Origin of the sequence: Pectobacterium sp. S5 (assembly GCF_051707265.1) — a bacterium.
Lineage (GTDB): Bacteria > Pseudomonadota > Gammaproteobacteria > Enterobacterales > Enterobacteriaceae > Pectobacterium > Pectobacterium polare.
In genome coordinates this window covers 281590-301504 of record NZ_JAULSZ010000003.1, presented here as the reverse complement: position 1 = coordinate 301504, position 19915 = coordinate 281590, and the positions used below count along the sequence as shown (strand labels likewise).

Here is a 19915-nt window from a genome sequence, read left to right as displayed (position 1 = left end):
CAAAAAACTCCCCTATAAACCACCAACCAGCGTCAAATTGAACGTTTTGCCTTTCAGCTCCGTTTGCACCTCGGGTGCTAACGCGCTGTCGGTGATGATATCGGTTAGCTCCGACAGAGGCGTGACGCAGAACAGTGAGTACGCACCATATTTGCTGCTGTCGGCCAGCAGTATCCGGCGGCTGGCATTCGCGCCAAGATCTTGTTTTACGCCTGCTTTCTCTTCCGTCGGCGTAGTGACGCCTTTATCCAGACTCCACGAGTTGCAGCTGATAAACGCGATATCGGGGTAAATGCTGCGTAACAGACGTCGGCCGTGTTCGCCAATGCAGGACTGGCTGCTGTCATCGATACGCCCACCAATAATCGTCACTTCAATCTGCTTGAACTCAGACAGGAACAGCGCAATTTGCAAATCGGCGGTAATTACGCGCAGCGGCAAATGCGTCAGGTTGCGCGCCAGTTCCAGCATGGTCGTTCCCGCATCCAGCACCACCGCGCTGCCCGGTTTAACCAGCGTCGCGGCGTAGCGAGCTATCGCCTGCTTTTCTTGAAGGCTACGATGTAATTTCTCATTCGTGGTCGGCTGGGAAGGGATAAAACGATTAAGCGTCACACCACCATGACTGCGGCTAATCACGCCCTGCTCGTCCAGTTTGATCAAATCACGACGGATCGTCGCTGGGGAAGCGTCGATCACGGACACCAGTTCATCTACCGTCACCAGATTATGGCTTTTCAGGTAATCCATAATCTGATCAAGACGGCTCTGCCCTTTTACTTTATCCCCGCTCATGCGGAAAGCATCAGTTAATGTAGGATCCACGGCGATATCCATCTTGCTGTTATCGAGTTATTTTAAGTTGTTGCTTCTTGATTGCAGGATACCAGAAACCTTCCCGAACGCGGGAAGGAAGATATCCTGCAATGTGCACTGTAGCTTAAAAAACCGTGCTATCAACGGTGATGCGTCACCGCAAATCAGGCCAGCTGCATGGCGAGCTGGATAGAGATCGCCATACTTTCGGGCTTCGCTTTACCTGTCCAGGCAATGTCAAACGCCGTGCCGTGGTCAGCAGACGTGCGGATAAACGGCAATCCGGCGGTGATGTTCACCCCATCATAGAAGCCTAGCAGCTTCAACGGAATGTGGCCCTGATCGTGATACATCGCCACCACCATGTCGTACTGGCCTTCATACGCCTGTAGATAGACGGTATCCGGCGGGCATGGCCCATAAACATCAATACCTTTGGCCTTCATGGCTTCCACCGATGGCGACACAATTTTGATCTCTTCGTCACCAAACAAACCATTCTCGCCCGCATGCGGGTTAACCCCGGCAACGGCGATACGCGGGTGGGTAAAACCGACGCGCTTGAGGAAGACATCCGCCATGTCGATCACCGTTTCCACGCGATCGCGGTTCAGCGTATCCAGGAATTTACGCAGCGCGATGTGCGTTGAAACATGGATAACCTTCAATTTATCGGTATACAGCACCATCGCATAGTCGCGGCTGTTGGTCAGCTTTGCCAGCAACTCGGTGTGGCCCGGATAGAGATGGCCCGCCGAGTGCAGCGCTTCTTTATTCAGCGGCGCGGTGGCAATCGCATGGACTTCACCCGCCATCGCCAGCTCAGTCGCTTTCTTGATGCAGCGGTAAGCCAAATCGCCCGCCTGCGCCTGAACAACGCCAGGCTTCAACGCCTGAGGATCTTCCAGCGGCTCATCAATCATGTTGATCACGCCCGGCGCGAAGACCGCGTCAGCCGGTTTATCAATGATTTTCAACTCTACGCCTGGCACGATATTCAGCGCCAGAATACGTTGCATCGTCTGTACACAGCCCACCACCACAGCGGATGCGCCGGAAAGCTCGCCTTCGGCCAGAGACTTGATAATAATTTCCGGTCCAATCCCTGCCGGATCACCCATCGTTACCGCAATAATTTTACTCACTGACCTTCTCCTCAATAAAACGTAAAACGTCGAGCAAAGTGGTTTCGTTGCCAAAACCCCCCGCTTTAGTCATCACAGGGGTCGTGCCGACAACGCTGTTCAGCAGGTATCCCCAGGGCACACAGGATGCGATTTGCCCCTTAATCTGAAAGCCGGTCGCGCCCAGTGCGGTTGCCACAGCAATCGCAATGTCACCACCGGATAAATACAGTCCGCCCGGCAGACGCCGGTTAGCGCTGTCCGCAGTCAGGCTGTCTAGCGCCTGAACAATATTGCGCGTAAGTTCCCCCAGAGAGTGGCTGATCGTTTCGCCAAGCTGCTGTCGGCTGAGCCCAAGCTGCTGGCACCGCGCGTCGATCTCGAAGCGCTGATTTTCGTTATGACAGGGTCGAATAATGCAGTGATTACCCTTCATCAGCGCCTTCACCGCGTCCTCACACCGGGATGCCATGACGGTGGATGAATCGGCTGAAAAGAGTGCGTTGATATCAATCTCAACCAGCGTGACATCGCTGCGCAGCCTGACGGCCGCAATCTGTTTTTGAGCGATGTCGCTCATCGACCCGACGACAGCCAGCAGCGGCTTTTCTGTCTTACGCGTAAAATTCTGCGCATTCGCCAGCGCTTCGCTCAGGCCCGCCGAGCCGACCAGCAAGGGGCGAAACGGTAACGTTCTGGCAGCATCAACGATATGTGTCAGATCGCCCTGCTCGTCCGTATCAAGAATAATCAGACGTACGCCTTCGTCCGCCAGTTGCTGCAAACGCTGGGCTAAATGGGCCTGACGGACGTCATCAAGGTGTATTTCCGCCATGGGTAAAGCGGTTTGCTCTGCCAGACGGGCAGCGATAGAAGCAGAGGTCACCGGCGTTTTGGGATCGCTGGCAAATTCCGTGTCGGTAAGCAGACGGCCATTCACCCAGACTTCACCTTTACGGGTCACTCGTCCCAGCGTCGGCGACGCCGCAGCAATCAGCGCGACGGGCACGTCTGCCGCAGACAGTGCGGCGGCGATTTCCGCCCCCACATTCCCGCGCAGCGTCGAGTCAATTTTCTTGATAATCCAGCCTTGTCCACCAGCGGCCTGCCAGGCTGCAACCGCTTCGGCGGTACGTTGAGACGCCACGTCGTCACGCGCCGCACGGCTATCGGTGTTGATCACCACCGCATCGCCCAGTAAATCCGCATGCAGTTTATTAACGTCAAATACGACGCTAACCCGAGCGCCATGCTGCGCCAAACCGACGCCTGCATCATTGGCACCCGTAAAGTCATCAGCGACCACTAATACCTGTTCTGCTGATTGCTGCACGTTTGACATACTTCATCCCCGGTTCATGATTACCTGATAATGATTATATTGAATCACATTTGATTATATGTGAGCAATATCAAATTATTTAAAAGGAATTTCACCTATAAATTATCACCACGATGTGGCAAATGGCGTTTAGACGTGATGAGAACCACGTCATTTGACTGAAAGTAATCACCATCGCAACCATTATCATCATAGCGATAACGCTCTGGCGAAAGAGAAAAGGCAAGGTAATAAGCATGAACATCAATAGCACTATCCTCAGCGGTTACCGGGTACTTCAGGACATTAGTCACCTGTTGGCAGGGAAACAGCACGTTTTATTTGTCACCGACAAAAACATCGTCGGGCTGCCTGACGTTCAGGCGCTGATCGCACAAGTTAAGCAAGCCGTTCCGCAGGTTCTGTTGGTTGATCATGTTCCTGCCGAACCAAGCCAGCACGACGTTGCCCAGATACTGAGCCAACTCAATCAAATCCAGACCGATCTGGTCATCGGCGTGGGCGGCGGCAGCGTACTGGACGTCGCCAAACTGCTTTCCGTGCTGTGCGCGGGTGATGAAACCGTCACGCTGGATAGCCTGCTGGCAGGAGAGAAACCGACTCGCCGCACGACATCCCTGCTTATCCCGACCACCGCAGGAACCGGCTCAGAAGCCACGCCGAATGCCATTCTGGCGATCCCGGAAAAAGAGACCAAAGTCGGCATTATTACGCCAGTGATGCTGCCGGATTACGTTGCGCTGGTGCCGGAGCTGACTATCAGCATGCCGTCGCATATTGCGGCTTCAACTGGTATCGATGCGCTCTGCCACCTGATCGAGTGCTTCACCTCGACGATTGCCAACCCGGTCAGCGACAACTACGCGCTGATTGGCCTGAAAAAGCTGTTTGCCAACCTCGAAACCTCCGTGCGCGAGCCGAGCAACATGGAAGCCAAGCTGAACATGCTGTGGGCGTCCTATTACGGCGGTGCCGCCATTGCCCACTCCGGTACGCATCTGGTTCACGCCATGTCTTACCCGCTGGGCGGCAAGTACCACATCCCGCACGGCGTAGCGAACGCCATCCTGCTCGCCCCTTGCATGCGTTTCGTGCAGGACGCCGCACAGGAGAAATTCGCACAGGCGTATGACCTGCTGCCGGATGCCGATCTGACGCTCAGTACAGCGGAAAAAGCACAGGCGCTGGTGACCTACTTCAGCGAATTGGTTAAACGACTCAACCTGCCTAACACCTTACAGCAGCTCGGGGTCGAAAAAGACCACCTGCCGTACCTGGTTGATGCCGCGTTACAGGTTCAGCGCCTGATGAAAAACGTGCCGACACAGGTCAGCGCCGACGACGTCCGTGAGGTTTATCTGACTCTGTTTTAAAGCGCGCGGGTTTAGGTAGAACGGTTTTAACTTTTCATCTTTTTGATTACGTGTCACGAGGAAGAACAATGAGTAAAAATATTACCGGCGTACTAACTGCCATCGTCACGCCGTTTGATAACCAGGGCGAATTTAACCCCGCTGCTATGCGTCTTCAGGTTCAGCGCCAGATGCGCTACGGCAACGGTATTTTTTGTAACGGCACCAACGGTGAGTTTTTCGTGCTGCATACCGATGAGAAAGTCGCCGTCACTGAAACCTGCGTTGATGAAGTTGCCGGAAAAGTGCCGGTTGTCGGCCACATCGGTGAAATCTCCACGCGGGAAACCATCAAGCTCGGCAAGCGCATCGCCGCGCTGGGTGTCGATGCCGTTTCGGTCATCACCCCCTATTTCATCCCACTCAAACAAGAAGAACTGATCGCCCACTACACCGCCGTCGCCGATGCGCTGACTGTGCCGGTGTTTCTCTACAACATTCCTGCACGCACGGGGAATACGCTGGCGCCGGAAACCGTCCGCACGCTGGCGGATCACCCGAACATCATCGGCATTAAGGACAGCGCAGGCAGCTATGAAAGCCTGAGCGGTTATGTGCAAGCGGTGAAAGGTGTACAGGGTTTTAACGTACTGAATGGCCCAGATTCGCTCATTCACCAGGGCTTTGTTGACGGCTGCTCCGCCTGTATTTCTGGGCTAGCTAACGTGGCACCGGAACCGATCAGCCAGATTTGGCACCGCTTCAACGCGGGTGACATCGAAGGCTCCCGTCAGGCACAAGAACAGGTTGCCGAATTGCGTAAGACACTGTACGCCATCGCGTTCTCACCGGCTGTGGTGAAAAAAGCGCTGGCGATTATGGGTGAAGATGTCGGCGTCAGCCGCTATCCGATCCAGTTTTCCGCACAGGATGAAGACAACATCCGCAACATACTTAGTCAATTCTCGCAGTAACAGAGAAATTTCAATTTCCACTTATAGGCCGAGAAGATATGAACCATTTTAACTTTACTGACACCCTCATAATCGTTGGGATGATTGTGTTTTATATCGCATTCACCTCATGGTTAACCTACAAGCTCCGCAGTAAATCGAACACCGAGTTCATGGAAGGCTCACGCGCGCTACCGGCGTTTATCGTCGGTATCCTGCTGATGACCGAGTTCATCGGTGCCAAATCCACCATCGGTACGGCACAGTCCGCCTTTGAGAACGGCTTTGCCGCATCATGGTCGGTGATTGGTGCCGCCATCGGTTTCCCGCTGTTTGGTATGATTCTGGTGAAGAAGATTTATAACACCGGGAAAATCACCATCTCCGGCGCGATTGCCGAGAAATACGGCACCAGCACCAAAAACATCATTTCGATCATCATGATCTATGCGCTGTTGCTGGTTAACGTGGGCAACTACGTCAGCGGCGCGGCAGCCATCGCCACGGTGTTAAAAGTCTCCCTGCCTGTCGCCGCGCTGATCACTGCTATCGTCAGTACTTTCTACTACTATTTCGGTGGCTTGAAAGGAACGGCCTACATCACGCTGATCCACAGTGCCGTGAAGTACGTTGGCGTCATGATCATTCTGTTTGTGGCATTGAAAATGACCGGCGGCTTTAAGCCAATGATCGAACAAATGCCGGATTACTACTGGACGTGGGACGGTAAGCTCGGTGCCAGCACCATCTTCGCCTGGCTGATCGGGACTATCGGTTCTATCTTCTGTACGCAGTTCGTGATTCAGGCAATTTCGTCAACGAAAGATGCCACCAGCGCTAAACGTGCAACCTGGGTTGCCTTCTTCTTCTGTATGCCGATTGCGCTGGCTATCGCGGTCATCGGTGTCGCAGCGAAGTTTGCCCACCCTGAAATCAACAGCCTGTACGCGATGCCAGTCTTCCTGCAAGACATGAACCCATGGCTCGCCGGTCTGGTCACCACGTCACTGGTCGCGTCTATCTTCATCAGCGTGAGTATGGTGGCACTGGCTATCGTTTCCCTGCTGATTAAGGATTTCTACGTTCCTTACTGGAAACCGACGCCAGAAAAAGAAATGAAAATGACCCGGATCCTCTCGCTTGTCGTAGGTTTCGCGCCGCTCATCTTCGTTCTGTTCGTCCCTGAGATCCTGAAGCTGTCATTCTTTACGCGTGCCATTCGTCTGTCGATTTCCGTGGTTGCCGTCATTGCGTTCTACCTGCCGTTCTTCGGCAGCACCCGCGGTGCAAACGCCAGCCTGATCTCCGCCTGCGTAGTCACCTCTGTTTGGTATATTCTCGGCAACCCATACGGCATCGATAACATGTATGTCGCGTTGGTTACCCCTGCTGTCGTCATACTGATCGACCGCATGATTCCGAACAAAGAGAACAAAATCAAAACCTCTCCAACTGAAAATAAATCGGGAGCCTGAGTCATGAGTAGCGAAATCATTACTGTGGAACGTAGCGGAAAAGTTCATCACGCAGAAGGCGATGCCGCGCGTCTGGATGCCTACATTCCATCGGAATGCCCGCAGAATCATGCGGCCAACCTGCTCCATCTGCCGAACGGCGATGTACTGTGTGTCTGGTTTGGCGGTACCCAAGAAGGGATTGCAGATATCTCTATCTACATGTCCCGTCTGGTGAAAGGCAGCGATAGCTGGAGTAAAGCCGTTAAGCTGTCTGAAGATGCTACGCGTTCTGAACAGAACCCAGTTCTGTTCCTCGCGCCGGACAACGTGTTGTGGCTGCTGTACACCGCGCAGAAATCCGGTAATCAGGACACCGCGATTGTGCGCTACCGCCAGTCTACGGATTTGGGTGCGACCTGGGGCGAGATCGGCACGTTGCTCGATCAGCCGGGTACCTTCATCCGCCAGCCCATCACCGTGCTGAAAAACGGCGATTGGCTGCTGCCGGTGTTCTACTGCCGCGTTCAGCCGGGTGAGAAATGGGTCGGTAACGATGATGACAGCGCCGTAAAAATTTCCAGCGATCAGGGGAAAACCTGGCAGGAATACCCGGTGCCAAACAGCACGGGCTGCGTGCATATGAACATCACCCTGTTGCACGACGGCACGCTGCTGGCGCTGTACCGCAGTCGCTGGGCTGATTTCATCTACCAAAGCCGTTCAACGGATGGCGGTAAAACCTGGTCGGATCCCGTGCCGACCAACTTGCCGAACAACAACTCGTCCATTCAGGTGACGACGCTGGAGAATGGCCATCTGGCGCTGGTGTTCAACCATATGAGCGCCGCCGATGCCACCGAACGCCGTCTGTCGCTGTACGATGAAATCGAGGATGAAGAAGACAAAGCCAGCGATGCCAAAATACCGGAAGTGCAAGCCGGTGGCCGTGGCGCCTTCTGGGGTGCCCCACGCGCCCCGATGACGCTCGCCATTTCGGAAGACGGCGGTAAGAGCTGGCCGTGGCAGCGCAATATCGAAGTGGGTGACGGTTACTGCATGACCAATAACTCCACGGAGAAGCTGAACCGCGAGTTCTCTTACCCCAGCGTCAAACAGGCGCAGGACGGCAAGCTGCACGTGGCATTCACCTACTTCCGTCAGGCGATCAAGCATGTCGTGGTGAGTGAGGAGTGGGTCAAAGCGAACTAAACCACGCTACTTTTTCTCTTTGTCAGCGGGGGGCTCTCCCCCGCTATCTTCAGGATACTATTATGATTTCAGGAAACCTCAACGCCCTCAAACTCGCCACGCTGCCAGACGCGCTGTGGACCATTCTGTCCGCACCGGGCATGTCGTTAGCTGAACTGAATGCGCTGCCCGAAGGCCGTTATCAGCCGGAAGGGGCCGACTGGTTCTACAACATCGGCACCGTGAACACCGCACCGCGCGCCACACGACATACCGAATTTCACAGCAACTACCTCGATATTCAACTGATTCTGGAAGGCGAGGAGATTATCGGTTACGGTCTGAATGATGTGCATGGTCAGCCCGCGACTGAACGTAAACCGGATCTCTATATTCTGGATAATCCACAGGTGCCGCATCAGATCCACCTGCGGGCAGGCGATTTCGTCACGTTCTATCCGGGCGAAGCTCATCAGGCTCTGTGTGCGATTAACGACAGCCCTGCCCCGGTCAAAAAAGCCGTGTTTAAAATCCCCGTCACGTTATTGTAATTAAAATGGTTGCATCAGAACGGTTGCATCAAAGCCATTAAGTCCGTATTAAGGAGACACATCTCATGTCAGCGACAGCCCCTAAACACGCCCTGATTACCGGTAGCAGCTCAGGGATCGGTGCCGCCATCACACAAAAATTACTGGTGGAAGGCTGGCGGGTAACCGGCCTGTCACGCAAGCCGGGTGACTATTCACATCCACACTTTACCCACCGCGCGGTGGATATCATGGATACGCCCGCGCTGACGGCTATTCTGGACGAGATTACACAGGTCGATGCCGTGATCCATGCCGCTGGCATCATGAAAGCGGCCCCGCTCGGTCAGCTCTCGCTGGAAGACGGTGAAACACTGTGGCGATTGCATATCAACGCGGCGCAGGTGCTTGCCGACCGTCTGGTCGATAAGCTGCCGCAAGGTGGCCGAATTGTGCTGCTGGGCAGCCGCACATCGAGCGGTTCAGCAGGACGCAGCCAGTACGTCACCACCAAATCCGCGATGATCGGCATGGCGAGAAGCTGGGCAGCGGAACTGGCTCCGCGCGGCATTACGGTAAACATCGTCGCGCCGGGCGCAACGGAAACACCGATGCTGACGATGCCGGGCCGCCAGAGTTCTCCGCCGAAGCTACCGCCGATTGGGCGCTTCATCCAGCCACAGGAAGTGGCCGATCTGGTGGGCTATTTGCTCTCCCCGTCTGCCGCAGCCATTACCGGGCAGCAGTTGGTGATGTGCGGCGGTGCCTCGCTGTAAGCCATCACGATTTCCATAACTACATAACTACAGGCCAATATTCTTAAACGGAGATTGGCCTGAATTATTTCCCCGCTTCTTGTCCCCATGTCACTCGCCTGTTGTAGAGAGACATTATTCCCTTTCATTACTATGAACACATCCATTCGAAATAATTAACAAAAAAATAATAAAAACACACCGTCCAATAAAATAGAATGAGTTGATCTCAATCAACTTATTAATGCCATTATTAACCACCATTATATAAATAGCACCTACACTATTCTTAACGTATAAAAACAGAAAGTGTAAAAAATTCGCCAACTAATAATAACTATTCACTTTTGAATGACGACATAAAAAAGTGAAATTAAAATACTGATAATTAAAATAAAATAGCCAAAAAATAAAAAACAACACCACCATGAATAGTCATAAGAAATTTAACTAGATATTTTCTGCCTATTACACCATTCAGATATGACACATTGAATTCACTCTGCCGCTCTTTATTTAATCGGACAAATAACAACAGGAAATTTTCGTATGGATAATGACATGTTAGCACCAGAAAAAAATAATTTCCCGTTCAATAATAGCATATTGAATAATGAAAAAATGATTACGCCGAGTGGCATAAAAAAATCATCTGGCATAGCGGAACAAGAAACCCTTACACCACGCATGCAGCGTCTTCGCGCCCGCTATTTAGAGGCACACCCCAGTATTTCTATTTATCGCGCACTGGCCTTCACCGAGGTGGCAAAGCACAATCCTGGCCTGCCACCGATTCTGTTACGGGCCAAATCCTTTCGTAAAGCCTGCGAAACGGCACCGATACTGATTCAGGATGAAGAACTGATCGTAGGCCATCCCTGCGGTAAACCGCGTGCGGGGGCGTTCTCTCCCGATATTGCCTGGCGCTGGGTACGTGACGAACTGGACACCATGAGCACCCGCCCTCAGGATCCTTTTCAAATTTCAGAAGAAGACAAAAAAACCATCCGTGACGAGATAGTCCCGTTTTGGCAAGGTCGCTCGTTGGATGAAATTTGCGAGACGCAATACCGTGAAGCGGGCGTCTGGGCATTCAGTGGAGAAACCTTCGTCAGCGATCTTTCTTACCATCAGATCAACGGCGGCGGCGACACTTGCCCCGGCTACGATGTGCTGCTGTTTACCAAAGGTATGGAGGGCATCAAAGCCGACGCACAGGCACATCTGGCCCAGCTTGATAGGGAAGAACCGGAGGATATCGATCGTATCTATTTTTATAAGGCCGCAATTGAAACCTGCGACGGTGTCATGGCCTATGCTCGCCGCATCGCGGCACGCGCACGCGAACTGGCGGCACAGGAAGGTGACGCTTCACGGCGAGCTGAACTTCTGGCCATTGCAGAAGTCAACGAGAACGTACCAGCTCATCCCCCCAAAACGTTGCAGGAAGCGCTGCAAAGTATCTGGACGCTGGAGTCGCTGTTTGAAGTGGAAGAGAACCAGACAGGGATTTCACTGGGGCGTGTCGATCAATACTGCTACCCGATGTATGAAGCCGACATTCAATCCGGTCGCCTGACGCGCGAACAGGCACTGGAAATGATGCAGATGTTCATTCTGAAATGTGCGGAGCTGATGTGGATGTCCAGCGAAAGCGGTGCGAAATATTTCGCAGGCTATCAACCGTTCATCAACCTGACAGTTGGCGGGCAGAAGCGTAGCGGAGGCGATGCCTGTAACGACCTGACTTACCTGATCATGGATGCGGTGCGCTTCGTGAAGGTGTATCAGCCGTCACTGGCCTGCCGTATTCATAACCAATCTCCTCAGGCGTATCTGGAAAAAATTGTCGACGTCGTTAAATCAGGGATGGGCTTTCCAGCCTGCCACTTCGATGATTCCCATATCAAGATGATGCTGCGCAAAGGCTTCGATTTTGAAGATGCGCGCGACTACTGCCTGATGGGCTGCGTTGAACCACAAAAATCAGGCCGCATTTATCAGTGGACCTCCACGGGCTACACCCAGTGGCCCATTGCCATTGAGTTTGTCTTAAACCGCGGCCGTATGATCTTGTTTGATCGCATTCAGGGACTGGACACTGGCGAATTGAGCATGCTGGATACCTTCGAGGCTTTTGATCGCGCAGTGAAAACACAGATTGCGCACATTATCCGCCTGTCCGCGATTGGCACGGTGATCAGCCAGCGCGTGCATCGTGATGTCGCCCCCAAACCGCTGATGTCCCTGCTGGTCGAAGGCTGTATGGAAAAAGGGCGGGATGTAGCTGCTGGTGGCGCTCTCGTCAATCACGGGCCGGGGCTCATTTTCTCTGGACTGGCGACTTACGTTGACTCCATGGCAGCCATTCGCAAGCTCGTTTATGAAGACCGTCAATACACGTTGGAACAGCTACGTGATGGCCTGTTGGCGAATTTTTCAGGCTATGACGAACTCAGAAGAGACTGCCTGAATGCCCCAAAATACGGCAATGATGATAACGCAGTCGATCAGCTCGCGCGGGATCTCACGGAATGGACGGAAAAAGCGTGCCGTCAGTACAAGATGCTCTACTCCACGTTTAGCCACGGCACATTGTCGATCTCAAACAACACGCCAATTGGTGAACTGACGGCAGCCAGCGCTAACGGCCGACTGGCGTGGATGCCGCTTTCCGATGGTATCAGCCCGACACAAGGGGCGGATACCCAAGGCCCAACTGCCGCTATCAAATCCGTCAGCAAGTTGAACGTCGAAAGCATGAATATCGGCATGGTGCATAACTTCAAACTCCTTAAAGGCATGCTGGATACCCCAGAAGGCCGTAATGGATTGATCGCTCTGCTGAGAACGTCGTCCATTCTGGGTAATGGGCAAATGCAGTTCAGCTACGTTGACGATGAAATATTGAGAAAAGCCCAACAAACACCGGAGCAATACCGTGATTTGATCGTGCGCGTAGCAGGTTATAGCGCCTATTTCGTTGAATTATGCAAGGAAGTTCAGAATGAGATCATCAGTCGCACCATGATCGATAAGTTTTGATCGACAAGTTCTGATCGCCACAGGGCCTAAAGACATCCACAGAATATTGTCGAGCAAGGAAGCTTACAGTGACAGAAGGAGGCATAACAATGAAACCTGCGCAGAAAACCACGGGGCGAATATTCAATATTCAGAAATATTCGATCTACGACGGAGACGGCGTCCGCACGCTGATCTTTATGAAAGGCTGCAATATCCGTTGTCCCTGGTGCGCGAATCCGGAAGGGATCAGCAGCGCCTATCAAATCATGATTTCTCAGGATAAATGCGTAGACTGCGGCAAATGTGCGGACGTTTGCCCGACTGGCGTTCACCGCATGCAGGCAGACAGCAAGGGCCAATGGCACCATCATCTCGATCGCACAGCGGACTGCATTGGCTGCCGAAAGTGTGAAACAGCATGCCCGTCAGGTGCGCTAGACGTCATGGGAAAAGAGATGACGGTTGCAGAGCTGATGGAAATCATCATGCAGGATCATCCTTTTTATATGTCCTCTGGCGGTGGCGTCACTCTTAGCGGTGGGGAAATGAGCCTACAAACGAGTTTCGCTGTCGAACTGCTCACCGCCTGCAAGCGCATGATGATTCACACCGCAGTAGAAACACAGGGCACGACCCTAAAATCCCACTACAGCAGGTTAGCCGCCGTAACGGATTTATTCCTTTTTGACATCAAGCACATTGATACCCAGCAGCACAAAACGCTGTTTGGCATCGGGAATGAAAACATACGGCGTAATCTGGAACATCTGGTCGGGTTGGGAGCCGATATCGTCATTCGTATGCCACTCGTTCGCGGCTATAACGATTCGTACGATGCGGTGACCAACGCCATTCACTATGTTCAGACGCTGGCACAGCGCGGCAGTATACGGCGCATCGACGTGCTGCCCTACCACCAGTTAGGCCGTAAAAAGTACGAAAGGTTGGGCATGATTTACCCAATAAAAGAGGATCCCAGTTACAACGAAGAAGAGTTAAATCGTTTGGAGATTTTCTTTGACGAATTTGATTTCGATATTCGTCTGGTTCGTCATTAAAGAGAAAACCGGATAGGTATTCTTAACATAAGTCAGGAGAAATATATGTCACTTAGAAAGCAATCATGGCTTTGGATGTTATTAGTTATCCTGTCAGAAACGTCAGCCACATCCACGCTAAAAATGTTTGATGATAGTCAGGGGATAACAAAAATAGCGTTATTAGGGGTGATTATTCTGCTGTACTGCGTCTGCTATTATTCGCTGTCAAAAGCCGTAAAACATCTTCCGGTAGGATTAGCCTATGCAACCTGGTCCGGCACGGGCATCTTATTGGTTTCGACGCTCAGTATTATTTTTTACGGCCAACGTCCTGATACTCCGGCCATCATTGGTATGAGCGTGATTGTCACTGGCATAGTAATCATGAATATTTTCTCTAAAATGGGCGCTGATGAACAGCCAGAAATACTAACGGACAGCGATCAAAATCCGCCATTGAACACAAAAATCATTCATTAAAAATAAGGATGCTCATCATGTTAAACGGATTTCTCTGGCTGGCGCTTTCCATTGGTTCAGAAATTACCGGCACATCGATGATAAAAAAAACCGATGGATTCAAAAAACGCGCCCCCTCAATTGTCGTGATTCTGGCTTACTGCCTTTGTTATTTCTCGTTAACGCGTGCAATGGGCTATTTACCCGTAGGGGTTGCCTATTCCCTATGGTGCGGTTTTGGCATCGTCGGCGTGACGTTTATTTCGATGCTGCTTTATAAACAAAAACCCGATCTCCCGGCCCTATTCTCTATGGCATTAATTATCAGCGGGGGAATTATCATGAATATGTATTCGAGTATGTAAAAGGTATTGATTTCATTACGTTCCATCATGAGAACTTATCGTCCCGCCCAGCACTACGGTATCTACATCGCGGGGCCACTCAGGCCCCTCTACACTCGTTAACCGTTATCGGCAGGTAGCATAATATTTAATAAAAATATTAAAATGAAAGTTAAAAAAATAAAAAATAAAACCATCCATCTTTATGAAATCATTCATTAATAAAAATCAAACACAATTAAATTAATAATATGCACCCTACTTAATAGCGACGAATGATTATTTCCCCTTGAACAAAACAAAGTCACAACTATACTGAAAAACTCTTGTTATTGAGAAACCCCATATATTTATTTAATACTATATCCAATACTCTATCGGATGGTGAGCATGTCTTGTAATGATAAATTTAATAAAATCATAGAAATGAAATTATTTGACCCAAGAGTAAGGCATCATATTTCATCACGTGATTATATGGAATTAACGGTAAAAAGAATGCGGGTTATTTTTCAAGAAGGTCTGATTAATAACGAAATGTGGTTGGGGCAAGAAAACCAAGTGCAGTTTGATGAACTCTGTAAAAACGTCGCTTTATTCGGCACGTTAGATTTATCATTAGGCATATCCCTTGCGGCACACCTCATTGCAGGAAATGTAATATTTACGCAATCCAGCCCCAGTCAGATAAGACAGTATCGAGATGAGGTAATTAACTTAGATCGTATCTATTCTTTTTGCTGCACAGAAATAGCCTGTGGTACTAATTTACGCAATATAAAAACTACCGTCACTTACGATCATCTACAGCACAGACTGATACTCGATTCCCCAACCCCTGATTCTGCGAAATTCTGGATAGGAAATGCACTTTATTCCGCTACCGTCGGCATGGTATTGGCGAGACTGATCGTTAACGATCGTGATGAAGGTATTCATTGGTTTCGAGTACCATTGAGAGATAAAGAAGGTGAGAGTTTACTTACTGGCATCAGTGCTATTTCTTGCGACCCCAAAGGCGGTGTGGAAGGATATCAAATCTCCGGCCTTCGGTTTAATCAGGTCAGTTTGCCCCTTGAGGCGATGATGCAACGTCATTCTGAAATTACTTCCGATGGCGTGTTTTATAGTCAGACGTCCAAATCCCAACGTTTCGCATCGCTGTTTGAAACCTTTTTGCAGGAACGCATTTTTCCATTGAGCAGCGGTAGCCTGTCTGCAGCAGCCGCACTTTATATTACCTATAAATTTTCTGAACACCGAGTCACATCATTAAAGCCAACATATCAAACCTTAATTATGGAACCATTATTTTGTCAACGATTATACCCCGAGTTACTCAAGGCATTCTCTCTGCACATTTTGAATAATGTTATCATTGAGCAATTCAAAATAAATTGGGAAGATAAAAGCACGCATAAACAATTGCAGATTTTAGTCGCAGTCGGAAAATATTTAGGGTCATCACTCGGGTTGGAAATCCTACGCAAATGCCGGGCGATGTGCGGGGCTCAGGGTCTACATCACTACAACCAAATTATGTCCATGCAGATTGACTATGAGGCTAATATTACCTTTGCCGGTGATAACTCCGTCATGTCTTATCAGATTGCCAAATATATGATTGGATTAAATAGATTTAAAAATCATGACATTAAACCAGAAAACATCGCACAAGAAATAGAAAAGAAAGTTGTCACCGCCTGCAATCAGCGCCGATTCACCCATGCAGAAGCACAGGCTCTTACCTATACCTACGCACTAGATCTTATTATTCAAAACATCCAAAAAACAGGCATTTTAGATAGTGATATGCTACAAGATCTCAGCAATAGCTTTACACCATATATGTCAGACACTCTATCTTTCAATGTCATTAACCCGACAATAGAAAAGATAAATTATTTGATGAAGATACTTACTCCACCAATTGAGTTAATTACCGCACCAATCATTACCCCTAATTACACAGAAGAGTTTACTTCAGAGCTTTACGCTATGTCATAAATAGTCAATTAACATTTCACCTACCTCCCGGAGAAATACATCATGAATGTACCTATATCTAACCTGATAGATAGAGATGATAGCGCAAAGTCAAAACAAATCAGAAAAGTAATTATTAATTACAGTAAGGAACTGCGAAATAAATATCCTATTCTAAATCATCAGGATCTATTAGGGTTTAGTGCCTTAACTGCAATCACAGTCGTGATGGTGCTCAGTTCCTTATTCTATTTTTATGGTTATCTTCCCTGGTGGGTTTGCCTGATAGTCAATACGCTATGTATTTCTGTTGCACATGAAATTGAACATGACCTAATCCACAATTTATATTTCAGAAAAAATCGTTTTATACACCATATGATGATGACCGTAGTCTGGCTAATGCGTCCCAGCACAGCAAGTCCATGGATGAGGCGTGACGTACATCTACTGCATCATCAGGTATCAGGATCTGAACATGATGTAGAAGAGAAGTTTTTAGGTAATGGTAGAAAGTGGGGGCTTTTGCGAATTTTAATGCTCAGTGATTTAGTTGTCGCCGCCGTTGTTATGATGAATAATGCTAAAACGCCTTTGGAGAAAAAGAAACTGCTTTCATTCTCCGTCAAAGCGTTTTTCCCCTTCGCCGTAATCTACTCGGTAATATGGTATTCTTTTTTAATTTTTCACGGCATAAACCTTTATTTTATATTAACAGAAAATCCAGTAATCTGGTCTGAAACCATGATGAGCACCATTCACTTTATTAATATCTCAGTGGTAATCATTGTTGGCCCCAATATGCTCTGGTCATTCTGCTTACATTTTATCTCGTCAAACCTGCATTACCATGGTGACAATGAAAGCGGAAATGTCATTCAGGAAACACAGGTTCTTAACCCCTGGTGGCTCTATCCCATTAATTTCTTCTGTTTTAACTTTGGCAGCACACATGCAATACATCATTTTGTCGTGAATGAACCCTTTTATATAAGGCAGCTATCAACCCCCGTGGCGCATAAAGTCATGAGGGATATGGGCGTTCGGTTTAATGACTTCGGTTCTTTCAGTCGCGCAAATCGCTGGAGCCAGAATCAATAATGAAGAAAGGCGGCGCTTTCTGAAGCGTGGCATAGGATAGTAGCTGCCAACCATCGCAATATATCAACGGCCGAAATCTCTGTTTTGGCCGTTGATACTCAATACGAGTCTCTTTTCAGGAAAAACACGATCATTTTGCCCAATTGCTATGCAACGTGCAGCATAACACGCCTCTCCGGCTAGCTGCTGGCGCGCGGCTCAAAGATGAATTTCACCTTTTCCTGTACGGGTGGATGCTCGTCGTTGTCCATCATGGCGAGCACCAAACGCCCAACCTCCGCGCCCAGCTTTTCATAATCAAGCCGCATCGCGGTCAGCGCTGGGAACGTGTGCTCACATTGTTCAGAACCATCCAGACAGGCAATCGCCAGATCGTAAGGGACTTTCATCAGGCGGCGCTGGCATTCAAAGAGCGCGCCCAGCGCTATTTCCTCATGACTACAGATAATCGCATCCAGCTCCGGCTGGTTTTGCAGCAGTTCCGTCATGGCATAGCGGCCAAATTGCAGGCTGGGGGCTTCTGGGATCGTAATTTTCAAATCCGCATTGTGATAGTGCGCCAGCATGGCTTTATTCCAGCCGTTCAACTGCTGTTTTTGCAAACGGTTATCCGTATGAGCGCCGATATAAGCCACATGGTGATACCCCTTTTCCAGCAGCGACATCGTCAGTTGCTCTGCCGCTTCGGCAAGGGCGATATCAATATTGATATTCGCACTCAGCACGTCAGCGCCGGAAACGTTCACCGTAATCACGTTGCTGGCCTGAATAATGTCTCGGGTTCGCTGTGAGAGTTGCGCACTGAATAACACCAGCGCCGCTGGCCGCTGCTGCAGGAGTTTTTCGACCATGCCCGCTTCGGTATGCTGACGATATTCATGGCAGCCCATGATTAACGGAACGTTATGTTTGCCCACCGCCTGTTGCAGCGCCTGCACAAAACGCACGCTGGCGCGATCTTGCTGAAAAGGATAAAGCACCGCGATAGCGGGTTGATAGGCTGATGCCAGCGCGCCTGCCGCCTGATTCGGTACATAGCCCAGCGTTTTTATCGCGTCATTAATTTTCTTCTGTGTCGCATCAGAAACCAGCCCTGGCTCCCGCAACGCGCGGGACACAGTCATCGCGCCGACACCGGCATAGCTCGCAATGTCCTGTAGCGTCACGCGGCTCGTACTCTCGGTGAGCTGGCTGGCCTCTTGATTGGGTTCATAGCCTAATGCTCTGGCGGCCAGTTCCACTTTGCTGCGTAACTTCTCAGAGACCAGATCGGGTTTGCGCATCACGCGCGATACCGTCATCGTCCCTACGCCCGCGTAGTCGGCGACATCCTGTAGCGTAACCTTACCGGTACTGCGACGCTTACGCATGCTCACTTCCTCTCCATTCGTCATTTTTCTCATCGCACGGTTGCTATAACAGCCTGTTACGTCATGGTCTTCAGGCTAGCGTGGGTAGGCAACGTGCGAACACTCGATTTCCCTATTGCATCATTCACGCCGTGTTATCGCCGTTCATAGTGTGCCTGTGACGACACGGGGGAACAAATAATGGCCCCGCTTGTGCTAAGCAGGTCACAGTTAATGATAATCATATCAGTTAGCGCTATCTTTTTAGATGTTAATCACATTATTTTCGAAGCTGGCACACTATCCTGCGTTCAGAATGATACAGAGGTGACTCTAATGCTTAACACTTTACTAACACCAGACGTTGTTCAGATTTTACCTGCCTGTGATGATTGGCGTCACGCTATCGCCTTGTCCTGTAAGCCTTTACTGGATAACGGTTCGATTGAACCCACCTATATTGAGACGATCTACCGCTCTCATGAGGCCATCGGTCCTTATTATGTCGTCGGCCCAGGAATTGCCATGCCGCATGCGCGCCCGGAAGACGGTGTGAACCAGCTCGCGGTCAGCCTGACGCTGATTCGTGACGGCGTGGTTTTCCATTCCGAAGACAACGATCCCGTGCATTTACTGATTGTTCTGGCCGCCACAGACAGCAACAGCCATATCGATATTATTTCACAGCTCGCGCAGTTGTTCGACACGCCTGATGACGTCGCCGCGTTAATTAACGCGACGGAAGTCGAACAGGTGCTTTCCGTTATTTCTCGTTATTAATTGCCACCAGAGGACACAGATTATGAAAATTACAGTCGTATGCGGTAACGGCCTGGGTACCAGCCTGATGATGGAAATGAGCATTAAAAACATCGTTAAAGAGCTCGGCGTGGTTGCTGACGTGGATCACGTAGATTTAGGTTCGGCGAAAGGCACGGACAGCGACATCTTTGTCGGTACAAAGGATATTGCCGATCAGCTCGTCGCACAGGCAGTCGGGGGGAAAATTGTGTCCCTGAGCAACATGATCGATAAAGTGGCGATGAAAGAGCGCCTGTCGGTCGCCCTGACAGAACTTGGCGCATTATAAGC

17 protein-coding genes and 1 pseudogene are annotated in these 19915 nt (G+C 50.2%); 14 read left to right on the top strand and 4 right to left on the bottom strand.

Going from position 1 to position 19915, the window contains the following annotated elements; all coding sequences use genetic code 11:
* Nucleotides 1-12 precede the first annotated feature (12 nt).
* The 3 genes from QWJ20_RS13785 to dtnK all read right to left on the bottom strand — a co-directional run bounded on the left by QWJ20_RS13785 (nt 13) and on the right by dtnK (nt 3282).
* The gene (locus QWJ20_RS13785) at nt 13-837 is read right to left on the bottom strand and encodes a DeoR/GlpR family DNA-binding transcription regulator (protein WP_095700569.1); all 825 of its coding nucleotides are present in this window, start codon (nt 835-837) and stop codon (nt 13-15) included.
* 143 nt (nt 838-980) lie between these two features.
* Complete coding sequence (locus tag QWJ20_RS13780) at nt 981-1961, bottom strand: D-threonate 4-phosphate dehydrogenase (RefSeq protein WP_109411706.1); 981 nt, start codon at nt 1959-1961, stop codon at nt 981-983.
* On the bottom strand, nt 1954-3282 hold the full coding sequence (dtnK, locus tag QWJ20_RS13775) for a D-threonate kinase (protein ID WP_433992757.1): 1329 nt from the start codon (nt 3280-3282) through the stop codon (nt 1954-1956). Before dtnK ends, QWJ20_RS13780 begins: the two co-directional genes overlap by 8 nt.
* Nucleotides 3283-3518: 236 nt before the next feature.
* On the opposite strand from dtnK, the gene QWJ20_RS13770 reads away from it, so the two are divergent.
* From QWJ20_RS13770 to QWJ20_RS13715, 12 genes and pseudogenes are all read left to right on the top strand, one after another.
* Nucleotides 3519-4655, top strand: coding sequence for an iron-containing alcohol dehydrogenase (locus QWJ20_RS13770; protein WP_174869503.1), 1137 nt, complete (start codon nt 3519-3521; stop codon nt 4653-4655).
* A gap of 68 nt (nt 4656-4723) precedes the next feature.
* Nucleotides 4724-5608, top strand: a complete 885-nt coding sequence (locus QWJ20_RS13765) for a dihydrodipicolinate synthase family protein (protein WP_039470120.1) — start codon at nt 4724-4726, stop codon at nt 5606-5608.
* A gap of 38 nt (nt 5609-5646) precedes the next feature.
* Entirely contained in the window at nt 5647-7062 is a 1416-nt protein-coding gene (locus tag QWJ20_RS13760) for a sodium:solute symporter family protein (RefSeq protein WP_433992756.1), read from the top strand.
* A gap of 3 nt (nt 7063-7065) precedes the next feature.
* On the top strand, nt 7066-8253 hold the full coding sequence (locus QWJ20_RS13755) for a sialidase family protein (RefSeq protein WP_433992755.1): 1188 nt from the start codon (nt 7066-7068) through the stop codon (nt 8251-8253).
* 62 nt (nt 8254-8315) lie between these two features.
* Entirely contained in the window at nt 8316-8783 is a 468-nt protein-coding gene (locus tag QWJ20_RS13750) for a YhcH/YjgK/YiaL family protein (protein ID WP_433992754.1), read from the top strand.
* 65 nt (nt 8784-8848) lie between these two features.
* Nucleotides 8849-9538: an SDR family NAD(P)-dependent oxidoreductase gene (locus QWJ20_RS13745; RefSeq protein ID WP_433992753.1), complete on the top strand. Its 690-nt coding sequence runs from the start codon at nt 8849-8851 to the stop codon at nt 9536-9538.
* 648 nt (nt 9539-10186) lie between these two features.
* A pseudogene (gene cutC / locus QWJ20_RS13740) lies at nt 10187-12562 on the top strand (choline trimethylamine-lyase); the annotation flags it as partial.
* Nucleotides 12563-12651: 89 nt separating this feature from the next.
* Nucleotides 12652-13602: a choline TMA-lyase-activating enzyme gene (gene cutD, locus QWJ20_RS13735; RefSeq protein ID WP_433992752.1), complete on the top strand. Its 951-nt coding sequence runs from the start codon at nt 12652-12654 to the stop codon at nt 13600-13602.
* 45 nt (nt 13603-13647) lie between these two features.
* Entirely contained in the window at nt 13648-14064 is a 417-nt protein-coding gene (locus QWJ20_RS13730) for a DMT family transporter (protein WP_219680700.1), read from the top strand.
* Between the two features lie 17 nt (nt 14065-14081).
* Entirely contained in the window at nt 14082-14408 is a 327-nt protein-coding gene (locus QWJ20_RS13725) for a DMT family transporter (RefSeq protein WP_224073132.1), read from the top strand.
* Between the two features lie 369 nt (nt 14409-14777).
* Nucleotides 14778-16394: an acyl-CoA dehydrogenase family protein gene (locus QWJ20_RS13720; RefSeq protein ID WP_433992751.1), complete on the top strand. Its 1617-nt coding sequence runs from the start codon at nt 14778-14780 to the stop codon at nt 16392-16394.
* A 42-nt stretch (nt 16395-16436) separates the two neighbouring features.
* Entirely contained in the window at nt 16437-17474 is a 1038-nt protein-coding gene (locus QWJ20_RS13715) for a fatty acid desaturase (RefSeq protein ID WP_433992750.1), read from the top strand.
* 179 nt (nt 17475-17653) lie between these two features.
* On the opposite strand, the gene QWJ20_RS13710 is transcribed toward QWJ20_RS13715, so the two are convergent.
* On the bottom strand, nt 17654-18844 hold the full coding sequence (locus QWJ20_RS13710; protein WP_433992749.1) for a LacI family DNA-binding transcriptional regulator: 1191 nt from the start codon (nt 18842-18844) through the stop codon (nt 17654-17656).
* Nucleotides 18845-19159: 315 nt separating this feature from the next.
* Here QWJ20_RS13710 and QWJ20_RS13705 point away from each other — a divergent pair, with 315 nt between their 5' ends.
* Together QWJ20_RS13705 and QWJ20_RS13700 are read left to right on the top strand one after the other, a co-directional pair.
* Nucleotides 19160-19603 carry a PTS sugar transporter subunit IIA gene (locus QWJ20_RS13705; protein ID WP_433992748.1) on the top strand — a complete coding sequence of 148 codons (444 nt, stop codon included), beginning with the start codon at nt 19160-19162 and terminating at the stop codon, nt 19601-19603.
* A gap of 22 nt (nt 19604-19625) precedes the next feature.
* Nucleotides 19626-19913, top strand: a complete 288-nt coding sequence (locus QWJ20_RS13700; RefSeq protein ID WP_039470109.1) for a PTS sugar transporter subunit IIB — start codon at nt 19626-19628, stop codon at nt 19911-19913.
* The last annotated feature ends 2 nt before the right edge of the window (nt 19914-19915 follow it).